At 46.4% G+C, this 25,582-nt stretch carries 31 protein-coding genes; 19 read left to right on the plus strand and 12 right to left on the minus strand.

From position 1 onward, the window contains the following. Positions 1-108: 108 nt before the first annotated feature. The 9 genes from GTK07_RS18280 to GTK07_RS18320 form a co-directional block, all read right to left on the minus strand. Positions 109-456, minus strand: a complete 348-nt coding sequence (locus tag GTK07_RS18280) for a hypothetical protein (protein WP_163636552.1) — start codon at positions 454-456, stop codon at positions 109-111. Continuing rightward, a complete protein-coding gene (locus tag GTK07_RS18285; protein ID WP_127021323.1) occupies positions 453-872 on the minus strand; it encodes a GreA/GreB family elongation factor in 420 nt (139 codons plus the stop codon). Before GTK07_RS18285 ends, GTK07_RS18280 begins: the two co-directional genes overlap by 4 nt. 59 nt (positions 873-931) lie before the next feature. Continuing rightward, positions 932-2,224: a Glu/Leu/Phe/Val family dehydrogenase gene (locus GTK07_RS18290; RefSeq protein ID WP_127021325.1), complete on the minus strand. Its 1,293-nt coding sequence runs from the start codon at positions 2,222-2,224 to the stop codon at positions 932-934. A 41-nt stretch (positions 2,225-2,265) separates the two neighbouring features. After that, entirely contained in the window at positions 2,266-2,421 is a 156-nt protein-coding gene (locus GTK07_RS18295; RefSeq protein ID WP_163636553.1) for a hypothetical protein, read from the minus strand. Positions 2,422-2,462: 41 nt separating this feature from the next. Continuing rightward, positions 2,463-3,050, minus strand: coding sequence for a hypothetical protein (locus tag GTK07_RS18300; RefSeq protein ID WP_163636554.1), 588 nt, complete (start codon positions 3,048-3,050; stop codon positions 2,463-2,465). A 134-nt stretch (positions 3,051-3,184) separates the two neighbouring features. Then, on the minus strand, positions 3,185-3,550 hold the full coding sequence (locus tag GTK07_RS18305) for a hypothetical protein (protein WP_127021330.1): 366 nt from the start codon (positions 3,548-3,550) through the stop codon (positions 3,185-3,187). Beyond that, a complete protein-coding gene (locus GTK07_RS18310) occupies positions 3,547-4,029 on the minus strand; it encodes a GreA/GreB family elongation factor (RefSeq protein WP_163636555.1) in 483 nt (160 codons plus the stop codon). Before GTK07_RS18310 ends, GTK07_RS18305 begins: the two co-directional genes overlap by 4 nt. Before the next feature lie 225 nt (positions 4,030-4,254). Further along, a complete protein-coding gene (locus GTK07_RS18315; RefSeq protein WP_127021334.1) occupies positions 4,255-5,586 on the minus strand; it encodes a sigma-54-dependent transcriptional regulator in 1,332 nt (443 codons plus the stop codon). A gap of 2 nt (positions 5,587-5,588) precedes the next feature. Beyond that, on the minus strand, positions 5,589-6,677 hold the full coding sequence (locus GTK07_RS18320; protein WP_127021336.1) for a sensor histidine kinase: 1,089 nt from the start codon (positions 6,675-6,677) through the stop codon (positions 5,589-5,591). Between the two features lie 275 nt (positions 6,678-6,952). Between GTK07_RS18320 and GTK07_RS18325 the strand changes: the two genes are divergently transcribed. The 3 genes from GTK07_RS18325 to GTK07_RS18335 all read left to right on the plus strand — a co-directional run bounded on the left by GTK07_RS18325 (position 6,953) and on the right by GTK07_RS18335 (position 10,382). Beyond that, positions 6,953-7,330: a hypothetical protein gene (locus GTK07_RS18325; protein ID WP_127021338.1), complete on the plus strand. Its 378-nt coding sequence runs from the start codon at positions 6,953-6,955 to the stop codon at positions 7,328-7,330. A 96-nt stretch (positions 7,331-7,426) separates the two neighbouring features. Continuing rightward, positions 7,427-9,487: a TonB-dependent receptor plug domain-containing protein gene (locus tag GTK07_RS18330; RefSeq protein WP_127021340.1), complete on the plus strand. Its 2,061-nt coding sequence runs from the start codon at positions 7,427-7,429 to the stop codon at positions 9,485-9,487. Positions 9,488-9,527: 40 nt separating this feature from the next. Next, positions 9,528-10,382 (plus strand): hypothetical protein, encoded by an 855-nt coding sequence (locus GTK07_RS18335; protein ID WP_127021342.1) that lies wholly within the window; start codon positions 9,528-9,530, stop codon positions 10,380-10,382. Positions 10,383-10,509: 127 nt separating this feature from the next. On the opposite strand, the gene GTK07_RS18340 is transcribed toward GTK07_RS18335, so the two are convergent. Next, the gene (locus tag GTK07_RS18340) at positions 10,510-10,941 is read right to left on the minus strand and encodes an RrF2 family transcriptional regulator (protein WP_127021345.1); all 432 of its coding nucleotides are present in this window, start codon (positions 10,939-10,941) and stop codon (positions 10,510-10,512) included. A gap of 116 nt (positions 10,942-11,057) precedes the next feature. On the opposite strand from GTK07_RS18340, the gene GTK07_RS18345 reads away from it, so the two are divergent. From GTK07_RS18345 to nrdD, 16 genes are all read left to right on the plus strand, one after another. Continuing rightward, complete coding sequence (locus tag GTK07_RS18345; RefSeq protein WP_127021347.1) at positions 11,058-11,570, plus strand: c-type cytochrome; 513 nt, start codon at positions 11,058-11,060, stop codon at positions 11,568-11,570. Between the two features lie 5 nt (positions 11,571-11,575). Next, positions 11,576-12,157, plus strand: coding sequence for a fasciclin domain-containing protein (locus GTK07_RS18350; protein WP_163636556.1), 582 nt, complete (start codon positions 11,576-11,578; stop codon positions 12,155-12,157). Between the two features lie 82 nt (positions 12,158-12,239). Next, entirely contained in the window at positions 12,240-14,147 is a 1,908-nt protein-coding gene (gene nosZ / locus GTK07_RS18355; RefSeq protein WP_417939687.1) for a Sec-dependent nitrous-oxide reductase, read from the plus strand. Positions 14,148-14,273: 126 nt separating this feature from the next. Next, entirely contained in the window at positions 14,274-14,888 is a 615-nt protein-coding gene (locus GTK07_RS18360) for an LPXTG cell wall anchor domain-containing protein (protein ID WP_163636558.1), read from the plus strand. After that, entirely contained in the window at positions 14,885-15,316 is a 432-nt protein-coding gene (locus tag GTK07_RS18365) for a nitrous oxide reductase accessory protein NosL (RefSeq protein ID WP_163636559.1), read from the plus strand. Before GTK07_RS18360 ends, GTK07_RS18365 begins: the two co-directional genes overlap by 4 nt. 18 nt (positions 15,317-15,334) lie before the next feature. After that, positions 15,335-15,634: a cupin domain-containing protein gene (locus tag GTK07_RS18370; protein ID WP_163636560.1), complete on the plus strand. Its 300-nt coding sequence runs from the start codon at positions 15,335-15,337 to the stop codon at positions 15,632-15,634. A 121-nt stretch (positions 15,635-15,755) separates the two neighbouring features. Continuing rightward, on the plus strand, positions 15,756-16,940 hold the full coding sequence (locus GTK07_RS18375) for a nitrous oxide reductase family maturation protein NosD (RefSeq protein WP_163636578.1): 1,185 nt from the start codon (positions 15,756-15,758) through the stop codon (positions 16,938-16,940). Next, the gene (locus tag GTK07_RS18380) at positions 16,937-17,665 is read left to right on the plus strand and encodes an ABC transporter ATP-binding protein (RefSeq protein ID WP_163636561.1); all 729 of its coding nucleotides are present in this window, start codon (positions 16,937-16,939) and stop codon (positions 17,663-17,665) included. Before GTK07_RS18375 ends, GTK07_RS18380 begins: the two co-directional genes overlap by 4 nt. After that, positions 17,643-18,425, plus strand: a complete 783-nt coding sequence (locus GTK07_RS18385) for an ABC transporter permease (RefSeq protein ID WP_163636562.1) — start codon at positions 17,643-17,645, stop codon at positions 18,423-18,425. Before GTK07_RS18380 ends, GTK07_RS18385 begins: the two co-directional genes overlap by 23 nt. Before the next feature lie 16 nt (positions 18,426-18,441). Continuing rightward, positions 18,442-19,662, plus strand: coding sequence for a hypothetical protein (locus GTK07_RS18390; protein ID WP_235932923.1), 1,221 nt, complete (start codon positions 18,442-18,444; stop codon positions 19,660-19,662). A 140-nt stretch (positions 19,663-19,802) separates the two neighbouring features. Beyond that, positions 19,803-20,237, plus strand: a complete 435-nt coding sequence (locus GTK07_RS18395; RefSeq protein ID WP_163636580.1) for an RrF2 family transcriptional regulator — start codon at positions 19,803-19,805, stop codon at positions 20,235-20,237. A gap of 64 nt (positions 20,238-20,301) precedes the next feature. Continuing rightward, positions 20,302-21,030 carry an iron-sulfur cluster repair di-iron protein gene (ric, locus tag GTK07_RS18400; RefSeq protein ID WP_163636563.1) on the plus strand — a complete coding sequence of 243 codons (729 nt, stop codon included), beginning with the start codon at positions 20,302-20,304 and terminating at the stop codon, positions 21,028-21,030. 7 nt (positions 21,031-21,037) lie between these two features. Beyond that, complete coding sequence (locus GTK07_RS18405) at positions 21,038-21,499, plus strand: hemerythrin domain-containing protein (protein ID WP_163636564.1); 462 nt, start codon at positions 21,038-21,040, stop codon at positions 21,497-21,499. Then, positions 21,456-21,803 carry a hypothetical protein gene (locus tag GTK07_RS18410; RefSeq protein ID WP_235932924.1) on the plus strand — a complete coding sequence of 116 codons (348 nt, stop codon included), beginning with the start codon at positions 21,456-21,458 and terminating at the stop codon, positions 21,801-21,803. The genes GTK07_RS18405 and GTK07_RS18410 overlap by 44 nt, the downstream gene beginning before the upstream one ends. A 254-nt stretch (positions 21,804-22,057) precedes the next feature. Further along, positions 22,058-22,507: an anaerobic ribonucleoside-triphosphate reductase activating protein gene (gene nrdG / locus GTK07_RS18415; protein ID WP_127025131.1), complete on the plus strand. Its 450-nt coding sequence runs from the start codon at positions 22,058-22,060 to the stop codon at positions 22,505-22,507. 8 nt (positions 22,508-22,515) lie between these two features. Then, complete coding sequence (gene nrdD, locus GTK07_RS18420; protein ID WP_163636565.1) at positions 22,516-24,342, plus strand: anaerobic ribonucleoside-triphosphate reductase; 1,827 nt, start codon at positions 22,516-22,518, stop codon at positions 24,340-24,342. A 101-nt stretch (positions 24,343-24,443) separates the two neighbouring features. Here the strand turns inward: nrdD and GTK07_RS18425 are convergent, their stop codons facing one another. Both GTK07_RS18425 and GTK07_RS18430 read right to left on the minus strand, forming a co-directional pair. Next, entirely contained in the window at positions 24,444-24,896 is a 453-nt protein-coding gene (locus tag GTK07_RS18425; RefSeq protein ID WP_163636566.1) for an RrF2 family transcriptional regulator, read from the minus strand. Between the two features lie 78 nt (positions 24,897-24,974). Then, positions 24,975-25,538: a 5-formyltetrahydrofolate cyclo-ligase gene (locus GTK07_RS18430; protein WP_163636567.1), complete on the minus strand. Its 564-nt coding sequence runs from the start codon at positions 25,536-25,538 to the stop codon at positions 24,975-24,977. Positions 25,539-25,582 lie beyond the last annotated feature (44 nt).

Genomic DNA, 25,582 nt, shown 5'->3' on the forward strand with positions numbered 1-25,582 from the left:
CAACACTCAAATAGAATCGATCTTTTTAGTGGCTCACGTTCATCCGCCCCACTATGCTCACTTTGGTCCGCCGCGGGTGGCTCACTTTGACCCGCCGAAGGTGGTATACTATGCCCGTTTTTTGCAAACATGATCCATGTAACCGTCTCGGTTCTTTTCATGGGTGTTCAAATAATATGCATCACATTCGGTGGTATCGCATTTGATTGCTTTGGTCATGGTCCGTTCGTAGCGATACAGTGCACCGAGACGGAATTGGTTCTCACGTTGTACCGCTACAAGCTGCTGGTTCCATTGGGGACTGCCAAGCACCTGCTTTTCCAACAGGATCAGACTTTGCAGTTCCTCGTTGATCAATTCCATGCTTTCGGTCCAATTGCTGATCTCGGCCCTGTCTTTCTTAACGATGATCTGGCTCAGCGATTCATGAAAATAAGGTCGGTTCATGGTGCTCATAATACCATATCTAGGTTGATGGATTGGTTTTCCTGTTCTACTTTTTCTATCTGTAACTGTTGGTTTCCCGAAGGGAATTCCCAAACCAGCGAATCCCCTTCCGCATAACCGATCACCGCTGCCCCCATAGGGGTGAGGATGGAAATATGGTTGTTCTTGACATCGCTGTTGCTCGGCAGTACCAATTTGAATTTTTTGTGCCATCCAGCCTCGGATACGATGGTGACCATGGTATTGAACCGGATGACATCTTTCGGCATTTCGCCGTCATCCAAGATTTGGGCGGTTTCCATCTCCCCGACCAATTTCTTGACAGAGCTACGTAAGGTGTTGTCCTTGTAATACCCGGTTAGGTTCATCAACCGCTTGAGCAACACATACTCCTTTTTTTCTATAACTAAATTGCCGTATTTCATCTTAACATGTATAATATTAGTCCATTACCTCTTCGCAGATCCTTGTGGGGGCATAACCATTAAGGGAATATGCCTCTTTGGACATAGGTTTCCTCCAGCCGTTCAATGGCAATGATAAAGGCGGCGGTCCGCATATCGACCTTTTTGGATTTTGCCTTTTGGGCCACCTTAAAGTAGGATTCCCTCATCTTTTTCTCCAATTTGTCCAATACTTCCTCCAAGGTCCAAATTTCACCATTACGGTTCTGCAACCACTCAAAATAGCTACCAATCACCCCGCCGGAGTTGCACAAAATATCGGGAATGATGTCCACGCCCCGCTGTAATAGAATCTCTTCGGCCTGTACATCGGTCGGTCCGTTGGCACCTTCCGCAATGAGTCCTGCCTTGATGGTATGGGCGTTCTTGACCGTGATCTGGTTGCCCAAGGCCGCTGGAATGCAAATGTCACAGTCCAATGAGAAAAAATCTCCGTTGTCCATGGGACTGGCCCCTGCAAATCCAAGGATGCTCCCCTTGTTTGCCTTGGTATAGGCCATAAGGTTCTCTGTGGAAATGCCCTGATCGTTATGGATACTGCCATAGGCATCCTGTACCGCCGTGAGCACTGCACCTTCCCTTTCCAAAAAATAGGCGGCCCAATACCCCACATTACCGAATCCCTGTACAATGAATTTTTTGCCCTTCAAGTCCGTGTTTTTGGATTCCGCCCAAAACTTGATGGTCAAATAGACCCCATAGCCCGTGGCCCTGTCCCTTCCCTCGGAACCTCCGGCCCCAATGGGCTTACCAGTGACCACATGGAGGTTTTTGGAACGTTCGTTGGGGGATTTTGTGGACATATAGGTATCCAGTATCCAGGCCATGGTCTGCGCATTGGTGTTCACATCGGGAGCGGGAATATCCAACTCGGGTCCGATATTGTCCCCCAGGGCATAGGTGAACCTTCTGGTGATACGTTGGAGTTCGTCCTGGGAATATTTGGTCGGATCCAATTGGATGCCCCCCTTGGCCCCGCCATAGGGCAATCCGGCCAACGATGTTTTCCAGGTCATCCACATGGCCAATGCCCTTGCGGCATCGATATCCACGGTTGGATGATAGCGAAGCCCTCCTTTATAGGGACCCAAAGCGTTGTTGTGCTGTACCCGATACCCGGTAAAGATTTCCACCTCACCATTGTCCATACGGACCGGAAAATGCACGATGAACTCGCTATTGGTCACCTCTAGGATCTTGCGAATGTTCTTGTTCAGTTCGATGATGTCGGCCGCATTGTTGAATTGGCGCATGACATTGTCCAACATGCCCTGTTTGGGCTGTTTTTTTTCAGATGTTATCGTTGTTGTCATTGTTGAAAATTAAACGGACCTTCGGTCCATTGTTTGTTGATTTACATTTCATCGGTGACCATAATGGCCGGTTCCCTGGAATCGTCCAATCGATGGACATATTCATTGCAAACCAGGGTCTTGGTTTTGTCCGTGTTCAACGAGCAATCGTCAAGGTACAGACACGTTGTGCACAAACTGCGGATGATCTCTTTCATGTGGTATATGTTTTATTTTATCTCTCCTAGGTTTTCAATGGTCAGTTCCAATGGATGGGTTGGAATATCTTGACAGGATAAAAGATCAAGAGCATGATGCAAATGGCAATGATTACCAGGAACACCACTTCCAAATTGGACAACATCCGGTTCACACCCAAGGTTTTTTCAGATAGCTCGGTCAGTCTGTTCCCTTGGTCCAACTGGATCTGCTCCAGCCCATCCAAGGTTTGCCCTATTCTTTGCAATTGGGCCAGGGCGGGTTCCCTATCCTTTAGGTCCAGGGCAGAAAACTGCTGTCGCAGTTCCCCCAGCAGCCGGGCCTCCTCCCGAGTCAATTGGGTTTGCGCAAAATCCCCCAAGAGGCCGTCGATACGTCCTTGGGGATGGTAGGTATCAAATTGCTGCTGTTCCCCGATAAGATCCAATGCCATTTTATGGACATGGTTCTGCAACTGATAGATATAGTCCTGTACCACGATACGGTCCACATAAATGGATTTTACGGATTGTTCAATGGTCGAAAAATGTCGCCGATCCATGAGGTTGGACCCAAGGACCAGTCCAAAGGCGACACTCAAGATCAGACCAACCTGTATCCGTTGTTTGACTGAAAGTTTTGCAATCATGGCTATAAAGGTTTTATTCGTTCAAAATTTGTGCTGTCCAATACTGAAAATCCACCCGGTCTCCGACACTACCTGAGCTAAACTAACTTTGGGATTCCGGGTGGACCACATCAATCAACTAACCGGTCTTCAATTCATTTTACGGCCAACAGTTCACCGGATTCCATGGCATGTTCAAATTCGGCCCCTATCTGGGCATGGCTGCCAAAAAATCGTCTACCATCGGCGCGTTTGATCTTTATCTTGGTACGGCCGTCCCTGCGTTCCTTGATCGACACTACGGTTACCCTCTCACCGATCAAGCGTTTGAAATCGGCAATGCCTCCTTTCTTGATGATAAAATTGGCCCTGGGAAAATCAATGTACCGGTATTGGGCCGATTCGGGCTTGCCTATTTCAAGGACGTCGCCCACATTGACCTCCAAACGGGCCGGAATTGAAGTATCTTGGGCACTCAACAGGCCCGTACTGAACAAAAGGACAATTACATATTTGATCATATCATATCAATTTTGGGTTCTTTGTTTTTTCGAGGGTCCACCACCATATTCCTCAAATCCGCATCCGAAATGGAAAGACGCATCCTTCCGGGGCCCTGTACCACATTTTCAATGAGCAAGGATCTTTGGTTGCCCGGCAGGCCGTGGGAAATCCTATCGCCTTTGGAAAATCCGATCAGGGAGGCTCCCAATCCACTGATGACCGAAATGTGGTCTTCTTTGGCATCGATCTCATTGGGGGGCACCAGACGGAAAGAACGGCGTTGACCCGAATAATCAACAATGGTAACCATAGAATACAGCCCGATAACGTCGGAAGGCACCTGACCTTTGTCCATCACTATGGCATTGTCCAGATTTTTTTCCAATGTTTCCAACACATACTGATGGGCATAGTCTTCCAACAATGGGTTCCCTTTCAAGAACTTTCTGGTCATCAAAAACTCGTTCTTTTCAAAAATGAGGTTTCCATATTTCATAAGCGTACTTGATTACCGTTTAACCTTTTCCGTGCCTTCAGGATAACTTCCATTTCACGATGGGCATCTTTTGGCATACAAGGAGCAAAGTCTATGCCCAAGAATGACATAAACAACTTGAAACCATTCAAGTTTCTGAAAAACAGCTATTTAATATTTTATTTAAATATGGAAGAAATCAAAGAAATGGGGAATATTTCCCCAGTTGGGGAATATTGCACCAACTCAATCCAGCTTGTCACGGAGGGTTTTACGATCGATTTGCAAAATTTCTGCAGCCTTGCTCTTGTTTCCCTGGGTATGGTCCAATACTCTTTTTATGTATTGCCTTTCCATCTCCCGGAGTGGAAGAAAGGGTGTTTCGGGAAAATCAATCTGAAATTTGAGGTTGGTCGGTAGGTCCTTTACATCGATTTGGCCATCGGACATGATGACCGCACGTTGCACAACGTTTTCCAGTTCCCTAATATTTCCTGGCCACCCATAGCGTTCCAGGATTTTCAGGGCTTCAGGGCTTATGCGCAAAAGACGGTCCTTGTATTCCACACCATATTTGTGAAGAAAACGATCTACCAAAAGAGGGATGTCCGACTTACGTTCCCTAAGCGGGGGAACATTGATCTCCACAACGGTCAGCCGGTAATAGAGGTCTTCCCGGAACTGTTTGTTAGCTATGGCTTCCACCAGGTCGACATTGGTTGCCGCCACGATCCGTATCTCCACTTTTTCAGTTCTTCGTGAACCTACCTTGGTAATTTCCTTTTCCTGCAGGGCCCTAAGCAGTTTGGTCTGGACCGCGAGGCAAGCCGATCCTATTTCGTCCAGAAACAACGTTCCCCCTGATGCCGCTTGAAAAAAACCATTTCGGTTCTCATTGGCCCCTGTAAAGGCTCCTTTGACATACCCGAACAGCTCTGCCTCTTGGAGGTTCTCCGGAATGGCCCCACAATTGACGGCCACAAACGGACCTTTGGCAAAAGCCCCGGAATAATGGATTGCCCTGGCCACTAACTCCTTCCCCGTACCGCTTTCTCCACGAATGAGTACGGTTGCCCGATTGTTCTTGACCCTGTCAATGATATTGTTGATTTGGTGAAAAGCCTTGGAATCCCCGACCATTTCCCGAAAGACGGGAACCGATTTGTCGACCTGGGGCGTCTTCACGACCGGTTCATTTACTTTTGGTCTATGGGCCAATGCCTTCTCCACAGCCGACTTGAGTTCCTCCATGGTAAAGGGTTTGGTCAGATAATCCACGGCACCGGATCTAAGGACCTCAAGGGCTCCGTCCACCGAGGGATAGCCCGTGAGCACCAGTTTCGGCATCTTTGGATAATGTTCATTGGCGTACTTCAGCAATTGTAGACCATCCACTTCGGGCATCTGGATATCGGTGATCAAAAGATCGATGGCACCGTCCTTTAGAATGAACAAGGCCTCCTTAACGGAAATAGCCTTGTAGGCATGGTACTCGAGACCTTTCAACTGCCTGGACAATAGCTCCAATATTCCTGTATCGTCATCAACCACCAAAATATTCTCCCTATGAAGCGCCATGCCTATACTTTTGGAAATGTTAGGACAAATATAGTTCCTTTGGGTCTATTGGGTCTATGGATTATGTTTCCCTTGTAGCTTCGGACAATCCCATGGACAACGCTAAGGCCTAGCCCTGTACCTTCTCCAAGGGGTTTGGTGGTATAAAACGGTTCAAAAACACGATCGGCTTGGCTTGGGGCTATCCCTTGCCCCTGATCTGCGATTTGAATCACGGTTTCCCTCTCCGAATCATCCATATCAATCGTGATGGTACCCTTTTCTGGGGAATAATAGGCCGCGTTCATGATCAAGTTGAAAAATACCTGTGTCAATTGGACCGAATTGGCCTGAATAAGGACCGGACCACGGGTATCGGATTTGACCACTTTCAACTTCTTGTCCTTCAGGGAGGGGCCCAATAGGCGTAGGACGTTGTCCACGATACCGTTCAACTCGATGAGCTCCATTTCCTGGGGCATCTCACAGGTGAAGAACATGAGTTTTTTGACAATTTCGCGACTGAATATGGCATTGTCCCTGATCTTTTGAAGGTCCCTTTTGGCCTGTTGATCATCGGTACTTTCCATCAACAATTCGGCAAAGCCCAAAATGTTGGCCAATGGTGTATTGAGTTCATGGGCTATCCCAGCAGTGATTTCTCCCATAATGTGGAACCTATCGGCACGCTCCATTTGTCTTTTTGTCTCTTCCTCAGCATCCCGGATCTGTTTTCGTTCCATTAAACTCCCAACCGCAAGACTGATATTGTTGAGCAAGGTACGCTCCTCCTCCAAAAAATCGTTGTCTGAAAACTTTGGGCGGGGATAGCCTACTGTAATATAACCTTCCGAATTATTGAACAATTTAACCTCGGCAGTCAATGCTACCATATCCTTGTGGAAATTTTCGGTGCCCACCTGATATTCCCCAACGGATAGATATGCTTCCGCCACATCACTATATTGCCATCCCCGTTTCAAACAATAAGCGATGGCCTCCAAGGAGGCTTCCAACTGGTCATAATTGGAATTAACGATAATGGAGGTTACTTCGTACAAACAGGTCAGTTCCTTGACACGTTCCTTTAATTTTTGTTCCGTATTTGTCATAGATGGATACGATCGTTTCTGTTGAAAATGGCTATGGACACCTCGCATTGGATCAGCTCTTTAAGTAAAGACTTCATGAATGCCCAAACACCATACTGTAACAAAGGTACGGCAAGATTGGGGAAGCCCATCCCTGTCCCTATCAATTGGTGACCGAAATGATTTTGGGATATTGCAGAAGGTAGCATACAATAAAATCCGAAAAAAAGATATTTTTATCCTATTTATGACAATTGTCATGGACCTCTCCATTTCCTACCTTTATTTTTGTTCACATGAAGCGCATGGTAATTCTTTTGGTCGCACTCACCATGTTGGTCAAGCCCCTTTGGCCGATTATGGAATATGTGAACAATTACGATTACATCGCGAACGTACTATGCGAGAACAAGGACAAACCGCAACTTCAATGCAACGGCAAATGCTACCTCGCCAAACTATTGGAGCAGGAGCAGAACGATCAAGACAAAAACCCCTTTGGGGAACAAAGGTCCAAGGCGGAAGTACAACATGTCGTCTACTTTGAGTCCATGTCACAAATAGATCTTGGACGCCAAACAACTATAGCTACCAAGAACAGTACATTTTATTATCAAGGAATGATTGTTCTACTCTTAACGGCAGACATTACCCATCCCCCAGAATTGACCTGATACCCTTTGACGTACTTTCCCAACCTATTCCATAGTCCTAGGAATTCGGAAAAGTACCCCTATTCCTTTTTGAAATCGTTCAAAACCGTTTTAACAATGAAAAACAAAAATTCATCCGGGACCGGTTTGCGCAGTTCGATGTATGTTGTATGGACCCTGGTTCTATGCATTGTTGTTCTGCTGCACCAAAAACTACAGGCCCAAGAACCTGTACCGGTTCCGACCATGGACTCGATTATCCCCATAAATCTTGAGGAAGTGATTGTCATTTCTGTCTTTAAAAGGGGTATATCGCACAAATCACAGCCCAAGCCCCTGTCCACTTTGGACCAGTATTTGGAATCCTCCAAGAAAGTATCCATGATCAAAAGAGGGGCCTATGCATGGGACCCCATGCTCAATGACATGACCTCCGAGCGTTTGTCCATCACCATTGATGGTATGCGGATCTTTGGGGCCTGCACTGATAAAATGGATCCCATTACCTCTTATGTGGATGTATCGAATCTTTCTGAAGTCCAAGTCAAAAGTGGACAACAGGGTGCCCAACATGGCAATACCATTGGAGGAGCCTTGGACATGCGTTTGGAAAAGAGCAACTTTAAGTCCTTGGGATGGACCGGTTCCGTGGAAACGGGCTATGAGACCAACAATGCATCCCAGATTGTGGGAGGGGAACTCAATTTTTCGGATGCGCGCTTCTATGTGGATACTGACATCATTTACCGCAAAGCGGATAATTATACCGCAGGTAGTGGTGAAGAAATTGCATTTTCCCAATTTGAAAAATACAACCTGTCCGCTAACGCGGGGTACAAAGTTGCCGAAGACCAAAAGCTGTTGGCCAGTTTTATTTTTGACGAGGCACGGGATGTTGGGTATCCTGCGCTTCCCATGGATGTATCCCTCGCCAGGGCATATATAGGCTCCGTGAGCTGGATACAATCAAAATTTGTGGGAAGCTTCAAAAACTGGGAGACCAAGGTCTATGCGAATACCATTACGCATGTCATGGACGATAGCCAACGGCCCGATGTGCCCATTCGGATGGACATGCCCGGCTGGAGCGATACCTATGGATTTTACACCCAGACGGAATTGTCCGTGGACAATCATGTGCTTATGGGTAAACTTGACGGCTATTACAACCGTTCCCTCGCGGAGATGACCATGCATCCCAATGACCCCAACGAGCAAGAAATGTTCATGTTGACCTGGCCCGATGTGCGGACCTTGAATTCGGGCATCTATCTGGAGGACAAGATTACCCTAAAGGAAGCATCATTGAAGTTTTCAACACGAGTGGCTGTCCAAGCCTATAATGTGGCCGATAGGTTCGGTTTGAACAGCCTTCGGATCTTCTATCCGGATATGACCCAACGGCAGACCCGGGTGATGAAGAGCATTTCCGCACATTATCACAAGGCGTTCAAGGGGGTGCACTTCAGTGGCGGGCTTGCCTATGGGGACCGATCTCCATCGGTCTCGGAAGGTTTTGGCTTTTATCTGTTCAACAGTTTTGACAACCACGACTATATTGGAAACCCGGACCTTAAGAATGAAAAGGCCTTGGAGTCCCATTTCAAGTTGGCGTTGCCGTTAAAAAACCTTGAAATCGGTGTGGAAGGCAATTATTTCCATACCATGGATTACATCATAGGGGAGATCGATCCTGTTCTGGATGTAATGACCATTGGTGCCGACGGGGTCAAGGTATATACCAACCTTGAATATGCCAACCTTTACAATGTTTCCTTGGACATGGCATACAAGATCACTTCGGAACTTGATTGGAACGGATCCATCTCCTACCACCGGGGCACGGACCAAAATGGCCGTAACCTGCCTTTTATAAGTCCCGTGGACTATCGTGTCCGATTCACCTATGGTGATGGAAGTTTTTCCGGTTCCCTTAGCCTTTCGGGAGCATTGGAGCAAAACAACTTTAGTCCGGATTTTGGTGAGGACCGAACCCCTGCCTACACCCTGCTCTCCCTGTCCATGGGAAAATCCTTTTCGATGGGCCAGGACAGGCTGTATGCCAAGATGGGAATCGAGAACATCTTCGATACCTATTATTCCACCTATGCCGACTGGAACAACATTCCTCGGATGGGAAGGAACTTTTTCATGACCCTTTCCTATGCCATCAATTGATCTTAAAACTTTTTATCAATCCAATTAAAAATACATAACAATGAAAACTATAAAATCCATATTTGCACTTCTATTCTTGTCCATGGGGATGGTATCCTGTTCCGATAGTACGGATGATCCCATGCCCGTTTCGGACAATCCGCTTGAAGCCTTCAACCTTACCTCCAGTTTTGAGGCCAATGGGCATGTCTTGGAGCTCTATTCGGATCAGGACGGTTATTTCTTAGGCTATAACGAGGTCTATGTCCGTATCAAGGACCTTGCCACCGAAAGCTACATTCCCGATGCGACCATCGCATGGAATCCCATCATGCATATGACCGACAAGACCCATTCCTGCCCTAGATCTGAGATTACAGCAACAGGGGATGCTACGGTCTATAAGGGTTATATAGTCTTCCAGATGGCCAGCAATACTGATGAATATTGGGAACTGAACCTGGAATATCGTATCGGGGGCACCACCTATAATGTCACTGATCAAATTGTAGTCAATGCCCCTGTGAACGGAAAGAAAACGGTCAACGTGTTCACCGGAACGGATAATGTCCGATACATATTGACCATGATGCCCTTTGCCCCGGAAGTCGCCGTGAACGACTTTTCGGCTGTACTCTTCAAAATGGAGACCATGATGAATTTTCCCCCGGTTGCGGATCACACGATCACCATAGATCCTCGAATGCCCAGTATGGGCAACCACAGTTCCCCTAACAATGAGGATTTGATCTTTGATCCCGAATCGGGCAGTTACATTGGAAAACTTTCCCTGACCATGACCGGTTACTGGAAAATCAATCTAAAACTTCTCAATGACAACGGGGATGTATTGAAAGGTGAGGACATTACAGAGGAAAATGAAGAAAGTAGCCTATTTTTTGAACTGGAATTTTAATTCCATGGCATCTTAGGTTATTCGTTTGTTGGAAATGGCCATCCGTGATCGGATGGCCATTTTTATGAATATAGGTTCGGGGTTTAAGAGGTTTCTGGGAACCGACTATAAAAAGATTGGGGGCGGGTCAAATAGGAAAAAACTCTTCGATGTCCTGTTTTCCGTCTATCAAGTCCAAAATGGTCGTTCTTTCCAAAACTTTGATAAATTTCGCCTTGTTGGCACCCACCAATTTATGGAGTACGCAGGGATGGTCCATATCACAATCCTTAAGCCCCATGACACAGGATTTCACCCGTTTCTCACCATCGATGACCTTTACGATATCCATTAGCGTTCTTTTCCGGTCTTCTTCGTTTAGGTAGAACCCTCCTTTGGGACCACGGGTTGAAGAAATGACTCCATGCCTGGAGAGCTCCTGCAACAATTTGGCCAAGTAGGTCTCCGACACATGGATGGATTCATACATATCCCTGACCAAAATCTTTTGGTCTTCACCGGAGTTCAGGGCTAAGTACAGGACTCCTTTTATGGCATATTTGGATGAATTGGATAACATAGGTTCAATATGCTAACAAAGATTAAAAGACATTTTTATCCTTTTTATGATTTATATCATGTTATGGGTAAGTAACCCTGGTTACATTTGACACAAATTATTTAACCATTTAACATATGAAGACGATAATCAAAGGAATAACATTGCTCTTCGTGCTGATCATGATCGGTTGCGGAGGAAAACAAGAGGAGAAGAAAGAGGATGGCTTTAGTGTCCAACGGAAAAAGGCCACAACGGAACAACCTATTGAAACAAGCCCTGCCACGGAGACCAAAGCTTCCGAACGTGTAGACATGTCCACCAAAGGCGTCGGTCCCATCAAATCCGTGACCTTGGCCCCAGAGATCGATCAGGCCATGGCAGACAACGGCAAAGCCATTTATGACCAAATGTGCTTGGCCTGCCATAGAGTGGGTAAAAAATTTATAGGCCCTCCACCCAATGGGGTATTGGAACGAAGGACGCCGGAATGGATCATGAACATGATTTTGAACCCCCAGGAAATGGTACAACAGGATCCCCTGGCCAAAGACTTGCTCCAAGAGTTCAACGGATCGCCCATGTCCAACCAAGGGTTGACCGAAGAGCAGGCTCGCGCCATACTTGAATACTTCAGGACATTAAATTAAACCATATGAAATCAACCATTAAACTCAGTACCCTCGGGCTGACCTTATTGCTTGCGATTCACGTCGGTTGTAAGGATAGGGCCCAGAACGAAACAACCGGCCCTGACACAAATGCATCCGAAGCCATAATGGAGAGCAACAAAGGACAGGCCTTTATCGAAGATGACGAATCCACTCCCAACGTACTTCAGATTGCCATTGGTTCCCCTGACCATAGTACACTGGTGGCAGCGGTCCAAGCTGCCCAACTGGAGAATGCCCTGGTCAACGCAGGACCTTTGATGGTATTTGCCCCAACCAATGAAGCCTTCGATGCATTGCCGGCAGGCACCGTGGAAGATCTTTTAAAACCAGAGAACAAAGAGGCTTTGGCCAACATTCTTAAATACCATGTAACTCCCGGCAACTATTCCAAGGACTTTTTGAAGAAATTCAAAAAACTGGGGCAGGCCAACAACCAAGATGTCCCCGTGGAAGTAAAAGGTGACGATGTCTTTGTCGGAGGGGCCAAGATCATCGCCAGTGTACCTGCTGGAAACGGGATTGTCCATGTCGTGGACAAGGTCATCCTCCCTCCTGCCCAATAACTGATAAACACCAATAAAACGAATAAATCCTAACACAATGAAAGTAAAACACCATTTGATACTGACCTTGGGAGCGGCCTTTATGCTGGCTTCCTGTGGACAGCAGAACCAAAGTTCGAACGGGGCCCTGTCGTCCAGTGCCGCCGAAAAAGTCTATGTAGCTCCTGGGGAACAGGATGAATTTTACGCCTTCCTTTCTGGGGGATATAGTGGTAACCTTACCGTTTACGGATTGCCATCCGGGCGGATGTTCAAGGAAATCCCTGTATTCTCGCAGTTCCCTACATCGGGATACGGCTATTCCGAAGAGACAATCCCCATGTTGAACACCTCCCATGGATTTGTGCCCTGGGATGACCTGCACCACCCTGATATTTCCCAGACCAACGGAGAATTGGATGGAAGATGGATTTTTGTGAACGGGAATAATACCCCCCGTATCGCTAGGGTGGACCTAAGCACCTTTGAGACTGCGGAGATCATCGAGGTTCCCAACAGTGCAGGGAACCACAGTTCCTCATTCATTACGGAAAACACCGAATATGTGGTGGCAGGTACCCGTTTTGCCGTACCCGTGCCCCAACGGGACATGTCCATCAGTGAATACAAAGGAAACTTTAAAGGTGCCCTTACATTTATCAGTGTAGATCCCGAACATGGCCACATGGCCATCAAGTTCCAATTGTTGATGCCGGGCTTCAACTATGACCTTTCCCACCCAGGAAGGGGCAAGTCCCATGGCTGGTTTTTCTTTACCACCTATAATACTGAAGAGGCCAATACCCTTTTGGAAGTGAATGCTTCCCAAAACGACAAGGATTTCATCGCGGCCATCAATTGGAAAAAGATCGAAGAATATGTGAACAACGGTGGAGGCACCAAAATGCCGGCCAACTATGCACACAACGTGTATGATGAGCATTCCCATACCGGGACAACGACCATGAAGGATGAAGTACTTACCGTGGACCCCACCAAGGTTCCCGGTGCCGTATTTTTCCTACCGACACCAAAATCCCCCCATGGCTGCGACGTAGACCCGACCGGACAGTATATCATAGGCAATGGTAAGCTATCTGCTGATTTGACCGTACATTCTTTTGATAAAATGATCGCTGCCATTGAAGGGGAGAAATTCGATGGGGAAGCCTATGGCATTCCAATTTTGAAGTTTGAGGATGTCTTGGCCGGACAGGTTAAAAGTGGAGGTCTTGGCCCACTGCACACCGAATTCGATGGTAAGGGCAATGCCTACACCACATTCTTCATCTCTTCGGAAGTCGTGAAATGGCAGTTGGGAACCTGGGAGGTTATCGACAGAAAACCCACCTATTACTCTGTGGGACACTTGATGATTCCCGGGGGTAATTCCAGAAAGCCATTTGGCAAGTACGTTGTGGCCATGAACAAGATCACCAAGGACCGTTATTTGCCCACTGGTCCGGAGATGGAGCATTCCGCGCAGATCTATGATATTTCCGGGGATAAAATGGAATTGATCTATGATTTCCCTACCCATGGGGAACCCCATTATGCAGCAGGATGTCCAGCGGAGCTTTTGGCCCCAAGGTCACAAAAAATCTACCGTTTGGACGAAAATAGGCACCCCTATGCAGTCACTACAGCGGATGGGTCCAAAGTGGTCCGGGATGGCAACGAGGTACATGTTTATATGTCTACCATACGTAGCCACTTCACACCGGACAACATCGAAGGTATCAAGGTAGGCGACAAGGTCTATTTCCATATCACCAACCACGAACAGGACTTTGATGTGCCCCATGGATTTTCCATCCTGGGCCAAAACACCTCCGAGCTGTTGATCATGCCAGGACAGACCAAAACATCCGTTTGGGAACCCAAGCAAGTTGGGGTATGGCCCTTCTATTGTACAGATTTCTGTTCTGCTTTGCACCAAGAGATGCAAGGCTATGTCAGGGTCTCCCCTGCCAATTCCAACGTGGAACTGAAATGGTCCCTCGGTGAGTGATTCGGATTGACTTACCATGGAATAAAGCGGGCTGTGTCCATGACCTGCCCGCTTTTTTTACAAATTGAAAAACAACCGTCTACCAAAAAACCGAACTCAGTTTGTAACCCTTAAATCAAAAAAAAAATGAAAAAGGCTAGTATATTAATGATCATTGGCCCGCTCTTCTTATTGGGATTGTATGTCTTCCCACTCTGGAATATCATGTTGGGTGCCCCACAATATCCCGACCCATTGGGCTTGAACATCCATATCAATGGGCTACAGGGCGTTAACGAATTTGATATTCAAAACATTGACGGATTGAACCATTACATCGGCATGCACACACTTCCCAAAGTAGAGGATATGTGGGAATTTGGCACCTTTCCAATAATAATCGGAATCATGGTTGGGCTCGGGGTACTGATCGGAATTTTGGGTTTTCTTGGTAAACTAAGCTACAAATGGTTCCTGGGATGGTTCGCTCTGATGTCCTTGATGGGCATACTTGGGATGTATGATTTCAATGAATGGTTGGTGGACTACGGCACCAATTTGGACCCCAATGCCATTATGAAATTGACCAATCCTGATGGAACCCCAATGACCTACAAACCCCCACTACTGGGCCATGTGAAGATGTTGAACTTTGATGTTACCTCTTTGCCCGCTACAGGTGCATGGCTGATGTTCCTGGGCATGATGTTGACCTTGGCTGCCGGATACTTTGGATGGAAAAGCAAAAAAATTAAAACATGAAAAAACAACTTTTGCCATTGCTATTGACATTGGTGCTTTCGATATCATGCACTGTAGCTCCCAAACCCATTGATTATGGCCATGTGGCCTGCCACTACTGTAGTATGACCATTGTGGACAAGCAACATGCCGCACAGTTGGTCACCACCAAGGGTAAGGTCTTCAATTTTGATGCCGTGGAGTGCATGATGAACCAATTGAAGGAAACGGACACATCCACCATCTCCTTGTACTTGGCCAATGATTTTGACCGGCCAGGGGATCTGATCGATGCCACCGGTGCCACCTATTTGATCAGCGAGAACATTCCGAGCCCCATGGGCGCCTATCTCAGTGCCTTTGCCGAAGAAAGAGCTGCCCAACATGCACTGGATGCCAATGGAGGTGAATTGCTTTCCTGGAACGAATTAAAGCAACAATATCAATAGTGAAACAATTACACAACTATGTATAAAATAGATATAGACAATACCATTGCCCAACAACCCTTTGACGGACTACAGATTGAAAAACTGGCCAAAACTGAATCTATGGAAATCTTGAGCATCAGTTTGGCCAAGGATGCCATCTTTCCTAAGCACACTTCCCCTAAAGATGCCCATTTGGTCGTTTTGGAGGGTTCCATTGATTTCCACATCGAAAATCAAAGCGTCACTTTATTGCCACAGCAACACTTTGGTTTTTCCAAGGAAGTTGAACATTGGGTAAGGGCCCTTTCTGATGCCAAATTTTTGATTATCCGATAAAGAAAGCATAGCTTCATAAGCCAGAAGGTCGCCTTTGGGCTAACCAAACAACAGTATCAAATTGAAGACTCCTTATCACACATACATCCTTTGCCTTATCTTTTCCTTGTTAGGTCAAGGAATTTGGGCCAAGACCTGGAAGATTTGTACTACCTGTGAATACAGTTCCATCAAGCAGACCATCCAACTGGCAAAGGCCCATGACACCCTGTTGGTGCAAAAGGGAACCTATCGGGAATATGAGATTGTGGTGGACAAGCCTTTGGTCATCAAGGGTACGGATTATCCGATTGTGGATGGCGAAAAAAAGGGGGAAATCTTCCAGATCCAATCGGACGGGGTGACGCTCGACGGGCTTTTCATCATCAATGTGGGGGTCAGCTATACCAAGGACAATGCGGCCATACGGGTGATCCGGAGCAAGGATTTCCGAATCCAGAACATGGTTTTGGAGCAATTGTTCTTCGGCATCTATTTGGAAAAATCCTCCCACGGCAAAGTCTACCACAACCGAATCATTGGTGAGGCAGTGGACGAATATAATTCGGGGAACGGTATCCAATTGTGGTATTCCTCGGACATCGAGGTGTCCAAAAATCATGTTCAAGGAACGCGGGACGGCATTTATCTGGAGTTTTCCGATCGGATTACGATTACGGGCAACACTAGTATGGACAATCTCAGATACGGGCTTCATTTCATGTTTTCCAACAACGATATCTATACCCAAAACACTTTTGAAAACAATGGTGCCGGTGTTGCGGTCATGTTCTCCAAGTTCATAACCATGAAAGACAACACTTTTCGAAAAAACTGGGGAACGGCTGCCTACGGCATGCTGTTGAAGGAAATCAATGATGCCGAGATCATTGGAAATACCTTTGAGGAAAACACCATCGGTATCAATATTGAGGGATCTAACCGAATCCGGTATACCAACAACGATTTTATAGGCAATGGTTGGGCCATTAGGGTGATAGGGGCCTGCTATACCAATAGTTTCAGGGGCAATAATTTCTTGTACAACTCCTTCGATATTTCTTATAACAGCAAATTGAACGACAATGTGTTCGAGGGCAACTTTTGGAGTGGCTATACCGGATATGATCTGGACAAGGATGGTATCGGGGATGTGCCCTACCGTCCGGTCAAGCTCTTTTCGTATGTAGTGAACCGAACTCCGGAGACCATTGTCCTGTTGCGGAGCCTTTTCATGGATATCATTGATTTCTCCGAAAGGGTCTCCCCGGTGTTCACCCCGGACAATTTAAAAGATGCCCAACCTTTAATGAAAATACGATCATGACCATTGACATAAAAGACCTTCATAAACAATTTGGCAAGAACCAGGTATTGAAAGGTGTCGACCTGACCATTGACAAGGGCCGGATATATGCCATTTTGGGCCCTAACGGTTCGGGAAAGACCACCTTGATCAAGAGTATCCTGGGTATGGTGCTTCCCGACAAAGGTCATATCACCGTATTGGACAAGCCTATCAAAAAACAATGGAAGTACCGCAAGCAGATCGATTATCTCCCACAGATTGCCAACTTTCCACCGAACATCAAAGTGAAGGAGCTTATCCATATGATTAAGGACCTGCGGAACAGTCCCAGTGCTGAAAAGGAATTGATAGACCTCTTTGGCCTTGGACCCTTTCTGGATAAAAAACTGTCCACCCTCTCCGGGGGCACCAAACAAAAGGTGAACATTGTACTGACCTTTATGTTCGACAGCCCCTTGCTCATTCTTGATGAACCGACAACGGGGCTGGACCCCATGGCCCTGATTCGTTTGAAGGAGTTGATCTTGAAGGAAAAATCCAATGGAAAGACCATCCTCATCACATCCCATATCATGCAATTTGTGGAAGAAATGGCCGACCAGATCGTATACCTGTTGGAAGGTGACATTTATTTTAAGGGAACCATCCCCGAACTTAAGAAACAGACAGGGCAGTCCAGTTTTGAACATGCCATTGCAACCCTAACCACTTCTGAAAACCATGCTGAAAATACTGAAATATAGTTTTTACGACCTTATTCGTAGCCGCTGGAGCTATGTCTATTTTTTATTTTACTTGATTCTGGGATTTGTATTGTTGTTCCTGAACAACGATGTCTCCAAGGCCGTAATCACCCTAATGAACGTGATCATTGTATTGATTCCTTTGATAGGGACCATTTTCGGAGTGATGTACTATTACAATTCCCGGGAGTTTACCGAACTGCTCTTGGCACAGCCGATCAATCGCACCTCTATTTTTATGGGCCAGTATTTGGGTGTGGCCGGTTCCCTGACCATGAGTCTGGTTCTTGGACTCGGCATCCCTTTTCTACTCTATGGGCTTTTGCGCAGTGATGCCATCTTTGACTTTTCACTCCTGCTGGTTACCGGGTCCTTTCTGACCTTCATCTTTGTGGGGTTGTCCTTTGTCATTGCCATATCCAACGAAAACAAGATCAAAGGATTTGGGTATGCCGTACTGTTATGGCTCTTTCTGGCAGTAGTCTATGACGGGCTCTTTTTAATGTCACTTATTGTTTTTGAGGAGTATCCCTTGGATACTTTTTCCTTGGTGGCCACCATGCTCAATCCCATTGATCTCTCCAGGATATTGATACTTCTCAAATTGGACATTTCTGCTCTATTAGGCTATACAGGGGCCATCTTTAAAAAGTTTTTCGGGACCGATCTTGGGTTCCTGGTTTCCATGGCCATACTGCTGTGCTGGACGGTCTTGCCCGTGTTAGGACTGGGATACAAGGCAAAACGAAAGGATTTTTAGGAAAGGTGTGGGCCATTTGAACAACATCCAAGCGAGTAAAAGAAAATACCGACGACATGCCTTGTTGGCCATGCTCTATTTTACCATTGCCGCCCTCCTCGGTGTCCTGTTACGCTTTTATCCCTTGTCCTCCTTCACTTTTAATTATCGGTTTGTGGTACATGCCCACTCGCACATTGCCCTATTGGGATGGGTGTATGTTGCACTGACCACCATCCTTCATTATTGTTTTGTGAAAAACGATACAACGGCCCATAAGAGATACAACTGGATTTTTTGGGCAACGCAGGGAACATTGATCGGCATGATGCTGACCTTCCCGTTCCAAGGCTATGCCTTGTTCTCGATCATTTTTTCCACGTTGTTTTTGATCATGTCCTATATCTTTTTCCATCATTTCCTAAAAAATATCGACCCCAAACATAAGGATAGTAGGGCACTGCAATGTATGAAGGCGGCCCTTTGGTATATGGTCATCTCCAGTTTGGGGCCTTGGGCCCTGGGCATGATCATGACCCTCCTGGGCTCCCAATCCATTTGGTATCGCATCGCCATTTACTTTTACCTTCATTTTCAGTACAACGGGTGGATGGTCTTGGCCTTGATAGGGTTGGTTCTTTTTGCCTTGGAACAACAGGGCATGGCGTTCCCCAAAAAAAGGTTCTCCCGCTTTTTTTGGAGCATGAACATTGGAATCGTCCTTACTTTTTTCCTCTCCACACTTTGGACGGATCCATCCCCAACGGTCTATGTCCTTGCAGGTATTGGGACCTTGGCCCAATTGGGTGCCTTTGGGGTTTTGTGGGTACAGTTCAAAGGGGAGGCTGCCAGACTGCTCCTCACCAAGTGGCAGGTGATGCTCCTCAAATTGGTTGTGGTCCTGTTTTGCATAAAACTGCTGTTGCAACTTCTGACCACACTCCCCTATTTTGTACAAATGGCCACTCGTCATATTGACCTTATCATTGGATACCTGCATCTGACCTTTTTGGGCGTGATCAGTATAGGACTCTTCTTCTTGATGGATTATTTCAAGCTGTTCCAGGTTTCAAGAAGACCGTTTCAATGGTACTTTTTAGGGTTCCTGACCATGGAAATCCTGATTTTTTACAGAGGTATGGCAGGATGGCTACAATGGCCCCTTTGGGATGGCCATACCGAAACGTTGGCCGTGGGCAGTCTATTGATTCCTTTGTCATTGCTCTGGATGCTTCTTAAAAACCGGTTGCCCTCCTGAATTTTTACACCATGCATCAAACCACAACCATTAACCAGTAATATTTGGCAACCATCGTTCCATGGATCAAAAAAATAATAAAGGATAAATTTGTCCGAATTGGTTTTAAACGTATCTTTGTACTGAAATAGATTCCCATGATGTTTTCAAAAGCTTGTGAATATGGAATTCGGGCAGCGGTCTATATTGCCCTGCAATCCTTGGAAGGCAGACGTGTCAGTGTCAATGAGATTGCCGAGGAAATCGACTCTCCCATTGCCTTCACCGCCAAGATTTTGCAACAGCTGTCCAGAAACAATGTCATCCATTCCGTAAAAGGGCCCACAGGAGGTTTTGAAATTGAACGTACCGATATGGAAGCCGTGAAATTGAACATGGTCGTCAAGGCCATTGACGGAGACCAAATATACGTGGGTTGCGGGCTTGGTCTCAAGGAGTGCGATGCGGGTAAACCCTGTCCCCTGCACGATAAGTTCGTGGATATCCGGACGGACCTTAGGCATATGTTGGAAAGCACCAGTCTATATGAACTGGCAACCGGACTCGAGGTGGGATTGACCTATTTGAAACGCTAAAAAAATTTGATCAAATAAAGGACAATTTTGTCCGATTAATAAGTATACCAGTAAATCCGTTATTATGAACCCTACGATGGAAAAAACAGTGGGCCAATTGGTGGCCGAGGACTACCGAACTGCCCAAGTATTCAAGAACCACAAGATTGACTTTTGCTGTAAGGGCAACCGGACCTTGCAAGAGGTTGCAGCACACAAAAACCTGGATTTCGAAGTTCTGTTGCAGGAATTGGGGGAAGCCCGGAAAGAAAGTCAAAGCGACCTGCCCGATTTCAATACATGGCCGTTGGACCTATTGATCGACTATATCGAAAAGAAACACCACCGCTATGTGGAGGAACGTATACCCATCCTAAAGCAATACCTCAACAAACTATGCCAAGTCCACGGGAGCAATCATCCCGAGCTATATGGCATCTTCGAACACTTTACTGCCTCGGCCGGGGAACTGGCCATGCACATGAAAAAAGAGGAGTTGATCCTGTTCCCACACATCCGCAAAATGGTGCAGGGGCAAACCCAAGGTGAAGAATTGGACCGCCCCCATTTCGACACCGTCAAAAACCCCATACGAATGATGATGGAAGAGCACGACAACGAAGGGGAACGCTTTCGAAAAATCGCCAAATTGAGCGGTGATTACACCCCGCCCGATGATGCCTGTAACACCTATAGGGTCACCTACTCCCTACTTCAAGAGTTTGAGGGAGATCTGCACCGCCATATCCATTTGGAGAACAATATTCTCTTTCCAAAAGCGGAAGCCCTGGAAAAAAAATTGTCCCAAAACTAAAATTGCCTTGGACCACGCTCACATCAAAAGACACAAGGCCCTTCAGCAGGTAAGCCGTGAACACCATCACGGCCTGCTCCTGTGTTGGAAAATCCGGATGGGACTATCCAAAAAAGTGGCCCCTGAACGGATCAAAACCTATTCGGATTGGTTTTACAAAACCTATTTGGTACCGCATTTCGAAATGGAGGAGCTTTACATCTTTCCCATTATCGGAAATGACCACCCGTGGATCAAAAAAGCATTAACGGACCATCGAAGATTGACCCGGCTGTTCACTATAGCCCTGCCAGATATCAAAACGTTGGTACAGATCGAGGAAACGTTGGAACAGCATATCCGATTTGAGGAACGCCAATTGTTCAACCATATCCAACATGTGGCCACCACTTCCCAATTGCACCTTTTGGAAAAACACCATACCCATGAAAAATTCAAAGACAATACCGATGACCCCTTCTGGAACTGAACAACACACAAATGTCTTCACTAGAATCCATCATCAATGGTTCACTGAGTTCAAAAAGGGCCAGATGGGCTATGCCACCATTGCGATCATTGGCCAAAGCTGTCTAGGTTCCGCGGCTGCCATGGTATTATTGATGGGGACACTGGACACGGCCATACAAATGACTTTACTGTTCTTTGTAACCATCCTCTGCATGGCGTTCAACGGTGCAGTACTGGCCCAATTAAGACCCTTGACGACATTCAATCTTTTGATTATGAGCGTCGTCTTCAATACCTTGGTCGTTTTGTTCCATATCATTTAATCTTCCAGATAGGTAACCTGACTTAGGTATTTTCGAAGTTTCTTATTGACGTTTGGATAGTGTAAGGCCTTTTTCCTCATAGTATGTTGAATGTCTTATCCCTAATTTCATTGTCACCCAACTTTCAAACATCAATATATGATAAAAAGGTCATTTTATTGTTAATAAGTCATTTTATAACTTTTGCCCTCCTTCCCCTATTCAAAATCCCCTTAGTTTAATTTTATGGAGGATCAAAACCAAACACCCTGTTTATGTTCTTTTATGATTTTCAGGTCGTCCTCCAAGAAGTACCTGGTGAGATCAGTCTTTGCTTTTCCATCTCGGGTTGCCCCTTGCACTGTGAGGGATGCCACTCCCCTTTTTTATGGAAGGAAGGAAGCGGCACCAGGCTGACATCCGAATATTTCCAAAAACGATTGGACCAATATACCGGTCTTGCAAGTTGTGTGCTCTTTATGGGTGGTGAATGGCATTCAAGAACCTTGGTGGAACGTTTGAAACATGCCCGGCAACAGGGATACAGGACATGCCTTTACACGGGTGCCGATCACGTACCACCTGAAATCCTCGAACATCTGACCTATATCAAGACAGGCAAGTGGAACCGGTACCTAGGGGGGCTGGACCGCAAGACTACCAACCAAATGTTCAAGGAAGTCAGTACCAACACCATGCTCAACCATTTGTTCAATCCTAAATAAATTTTAATATGATACGACTGACCCATGATCAGATTTCCAAAAAGATGGCATTCATCGACCATTACCTCAATTCCGACAATGCCGCGGATGGTTCGAAGGTCGACGCCAATGCCAATGTCACCTCCAAGAACATCGCTACCATGGAAGCAGAACTCAACAAGGACATCAATATTCAGGTGAACCGGGCCCTCGTCCAGCGTAAGATCGCTTCCTTGTTCGGGGAAGCACTTGCCCTGGAATATGCACGGCAAATCGAGTCCCATGAAATCTATGTCCACGATGAGACTTCGCTCAAGCCCTATTGTGCCTCTATCAGCATGTATCCCTTCCTCTTGGACGGACTGACCAAATTGGGTGGGGAAAGTCAGGCCCCAAAGCACTTGGAAAGCTTTTGCGGGGAATTCGTCAATTTGGTGTTTGCGGTAAGTTCCCAGTTTGCCGGTGCCCTGGCCACTGTGGAGTTTTTGATGTATTTCGACCACTTTGCGGCCAAAGATTATGGTCCAGATTACCTAAGGACCCACACCCATATCATTGCCAATCATTTACAGCATGTGGTCTATGCCATCAACCAACCTGCTGCAGCCAGGGGCTACCAATCGGTTTTCTGGAATATTTCCATCTACGATAGGCCCTACTTTGATAACATGTTCGCGGATTTTGTCTTTCCTGATATGGGCAGGCCCCAATGGGATCGGGTCAAAAAGCTCCAAGCCTTTTTCATGGACTGGTTCAACCAAGAGCGTACCAAGGCCATCCTGACCTTCCCCGTGGTGACGGCCGCCATGTTGACGAAGGATGGAACCCCCGTTGACTTGGAATTTACCGACCTATGTGCCCGGGAACTGAGCGAGGGCAACTCCTTTTTTATCTACCAGTCCGAAAATGCGGACAGTCTGGCCTCCTGTTGCAGATTGCGCAATGAGATCAGTGACAATACTTTTAGTTATTCCCTTGGAGCTGGTGGCGTTGCCACAGGTTCCATCAATGTGATTACGCTGAACATGAACCGCTTGGTGCAACAAGGATCCGATATTGTGGCAGCGGTCCAAAAGGTCCACAAGTACCAGGTAGCTTTTAGAATGCTTATCGATGATTATGAAAAAGCAGGGATGTTACCGGTCTATAATGCCGGGTTGATATCACTGGACAAACAATTCCTGACCGTGGGCATCAACGGCATGGTGGAGGCTGCTGAAAGCCAGGGGATACAAGTGGGCAACAATGAAATGTACAAGGATTTTGTCAATCATTATCTCAAAGCCATATACCAAGAAAACAGAAAGGCCCGTGAAACCTTTGGTTACCTGTTCAACACTGAATTCGTCCCTGCCGAAAACCTAGGGGTCAAAAACGCCAAGTGGGACCGGGAAGACGGATTTTTTGTTTCCAGGGACTGTTACAACTCTTATTTCTATGTGGTGGAGGATGACCGGACCAACACCTTGGACAAGATCATGTTGCACGGAAAGGATACCATCCAATATTTGGATGGGGGATCGGCCCTCCATCTCAATTTGGAGGAAACCCCCAACCAAGAAGGGTTCAAAAAACTGATCCATGCCACGGCCAGGGCCGGGTGCAATTACTTTTGTTTCAACATCCGTATCACCATATGCAATGATTGCGCCCATATCGACAAACGGACCCTATGGGAGTGCAGTTCATGCCATTCACACAATGTGGACCATGCCACCCGGGTCATCGGGTACCTCAAACGGGTTTCCAATTTCAGTTCGGGCAGACAAAAGGAACATGGATTGCGCCATTATCATTGCAACGATCAGGTAAAACCTGTCAAACGAACCAACTTGGAAACCATGGAACGTGAATAACCCCACCCCAGGTGTCATAAATCCCATAATGTCCGGCAAGACATCAATTCATGGGATATCATGGGACGTTCAACAAAGTCTTTGGAAACAGATTTCTTTGCTCAATCTTCCAGAAAGGGCATTTTTAAGGAAATTACGGTACCGTTATCCTTGATTTCTTCGATCAATTGGCCAATGGTCCGTTCCTGAAAATTGAACAGCAGCTCTTTTTTGAAGGGGGATACCAAATGGTGCACGGGACAGGGATGGGCATCATCGCAGATGGAAAGCCCCAAGAAACATTCATGGAACCGATGTTCCCCATCGATGCTCACAATCACCTGCCATAACGTATGTTCCCGATCGGCATCCTCCAAGTAAAATCCTCCCCCTGGACCCTTGGAGGAAGAGATCAACCTGTCTGTGGTCAAAGTACGGAGCAATTGGGCCAAAAACGCTTGGGGGATGTCCAAAGCCCCGGCAATGGTCTTGGCGCCCATTTTTTTATTGGCGTTGCTATGGATAGCCAAATACATAACAGCCCTGATGGCATATTTTCCAGCATTGGTGAGCATATGAGATCACATCAAAATCAATAGACGATAAAATAATCATTAAATAAAGGAAAGACCCAAGAAAAATCAAAAAAAGTTTCATCTAGGCATTCCCAAGATCAGGATTTCATCCAGTTGAACATCATGGTCCTCTGTTGGAACCCGCCTGATACGTTGGAAGGGATAAAACAACCCCATTTTGCGGGTCTTGGGGTGGTGTGCCAAAAAAGTATCATAGTACCCACCTCCATACCCAAGCCTGGACCGATTGCCATCACAAGCCAGCCCTGGAACGATGATAAGATCATAAAGGCCCTTGTACACCCTATTGCCGGAAGGATATGAGGTCCCGAATACGCCCCGTTCCAACCCCTGAAGTGATGAAAGCACCAAATTATTGAACTGTCTATCGGGCAAGGTTTGGGGGACTACAACGGTTAACTGATGTTCTAGACATTGCGCTATGAACGGCACGATATCGACCTCGGAGCCCATGGGGAGATAGGTATGCACGGACTGGATTTCCTTTTGCTCCACTAGACCCCAAAGTACTTCACAGACCGCATGGTCATAAAGGGTTTTTTCCCTATGGGACATCCGATTCCGTCTTTCCAACATCTGCTCCCTGATTTCTTTTTTTAGTGATTTGACCGTATTTCCCATCGCATTAAATATTTCGGACAAAATTATCCGTTATTTTTCAATTC

Source organism: Flagellimonas sediminis (assembly GCF_010500845.1).
Taxonomy (GTDB): domain Bacteria; phylum Bacteroidota; class Bacteroidia; order Flavobacteriales; family Flavobacteriaceae; genus Flagellimonas; species Flagellimonas sediminis.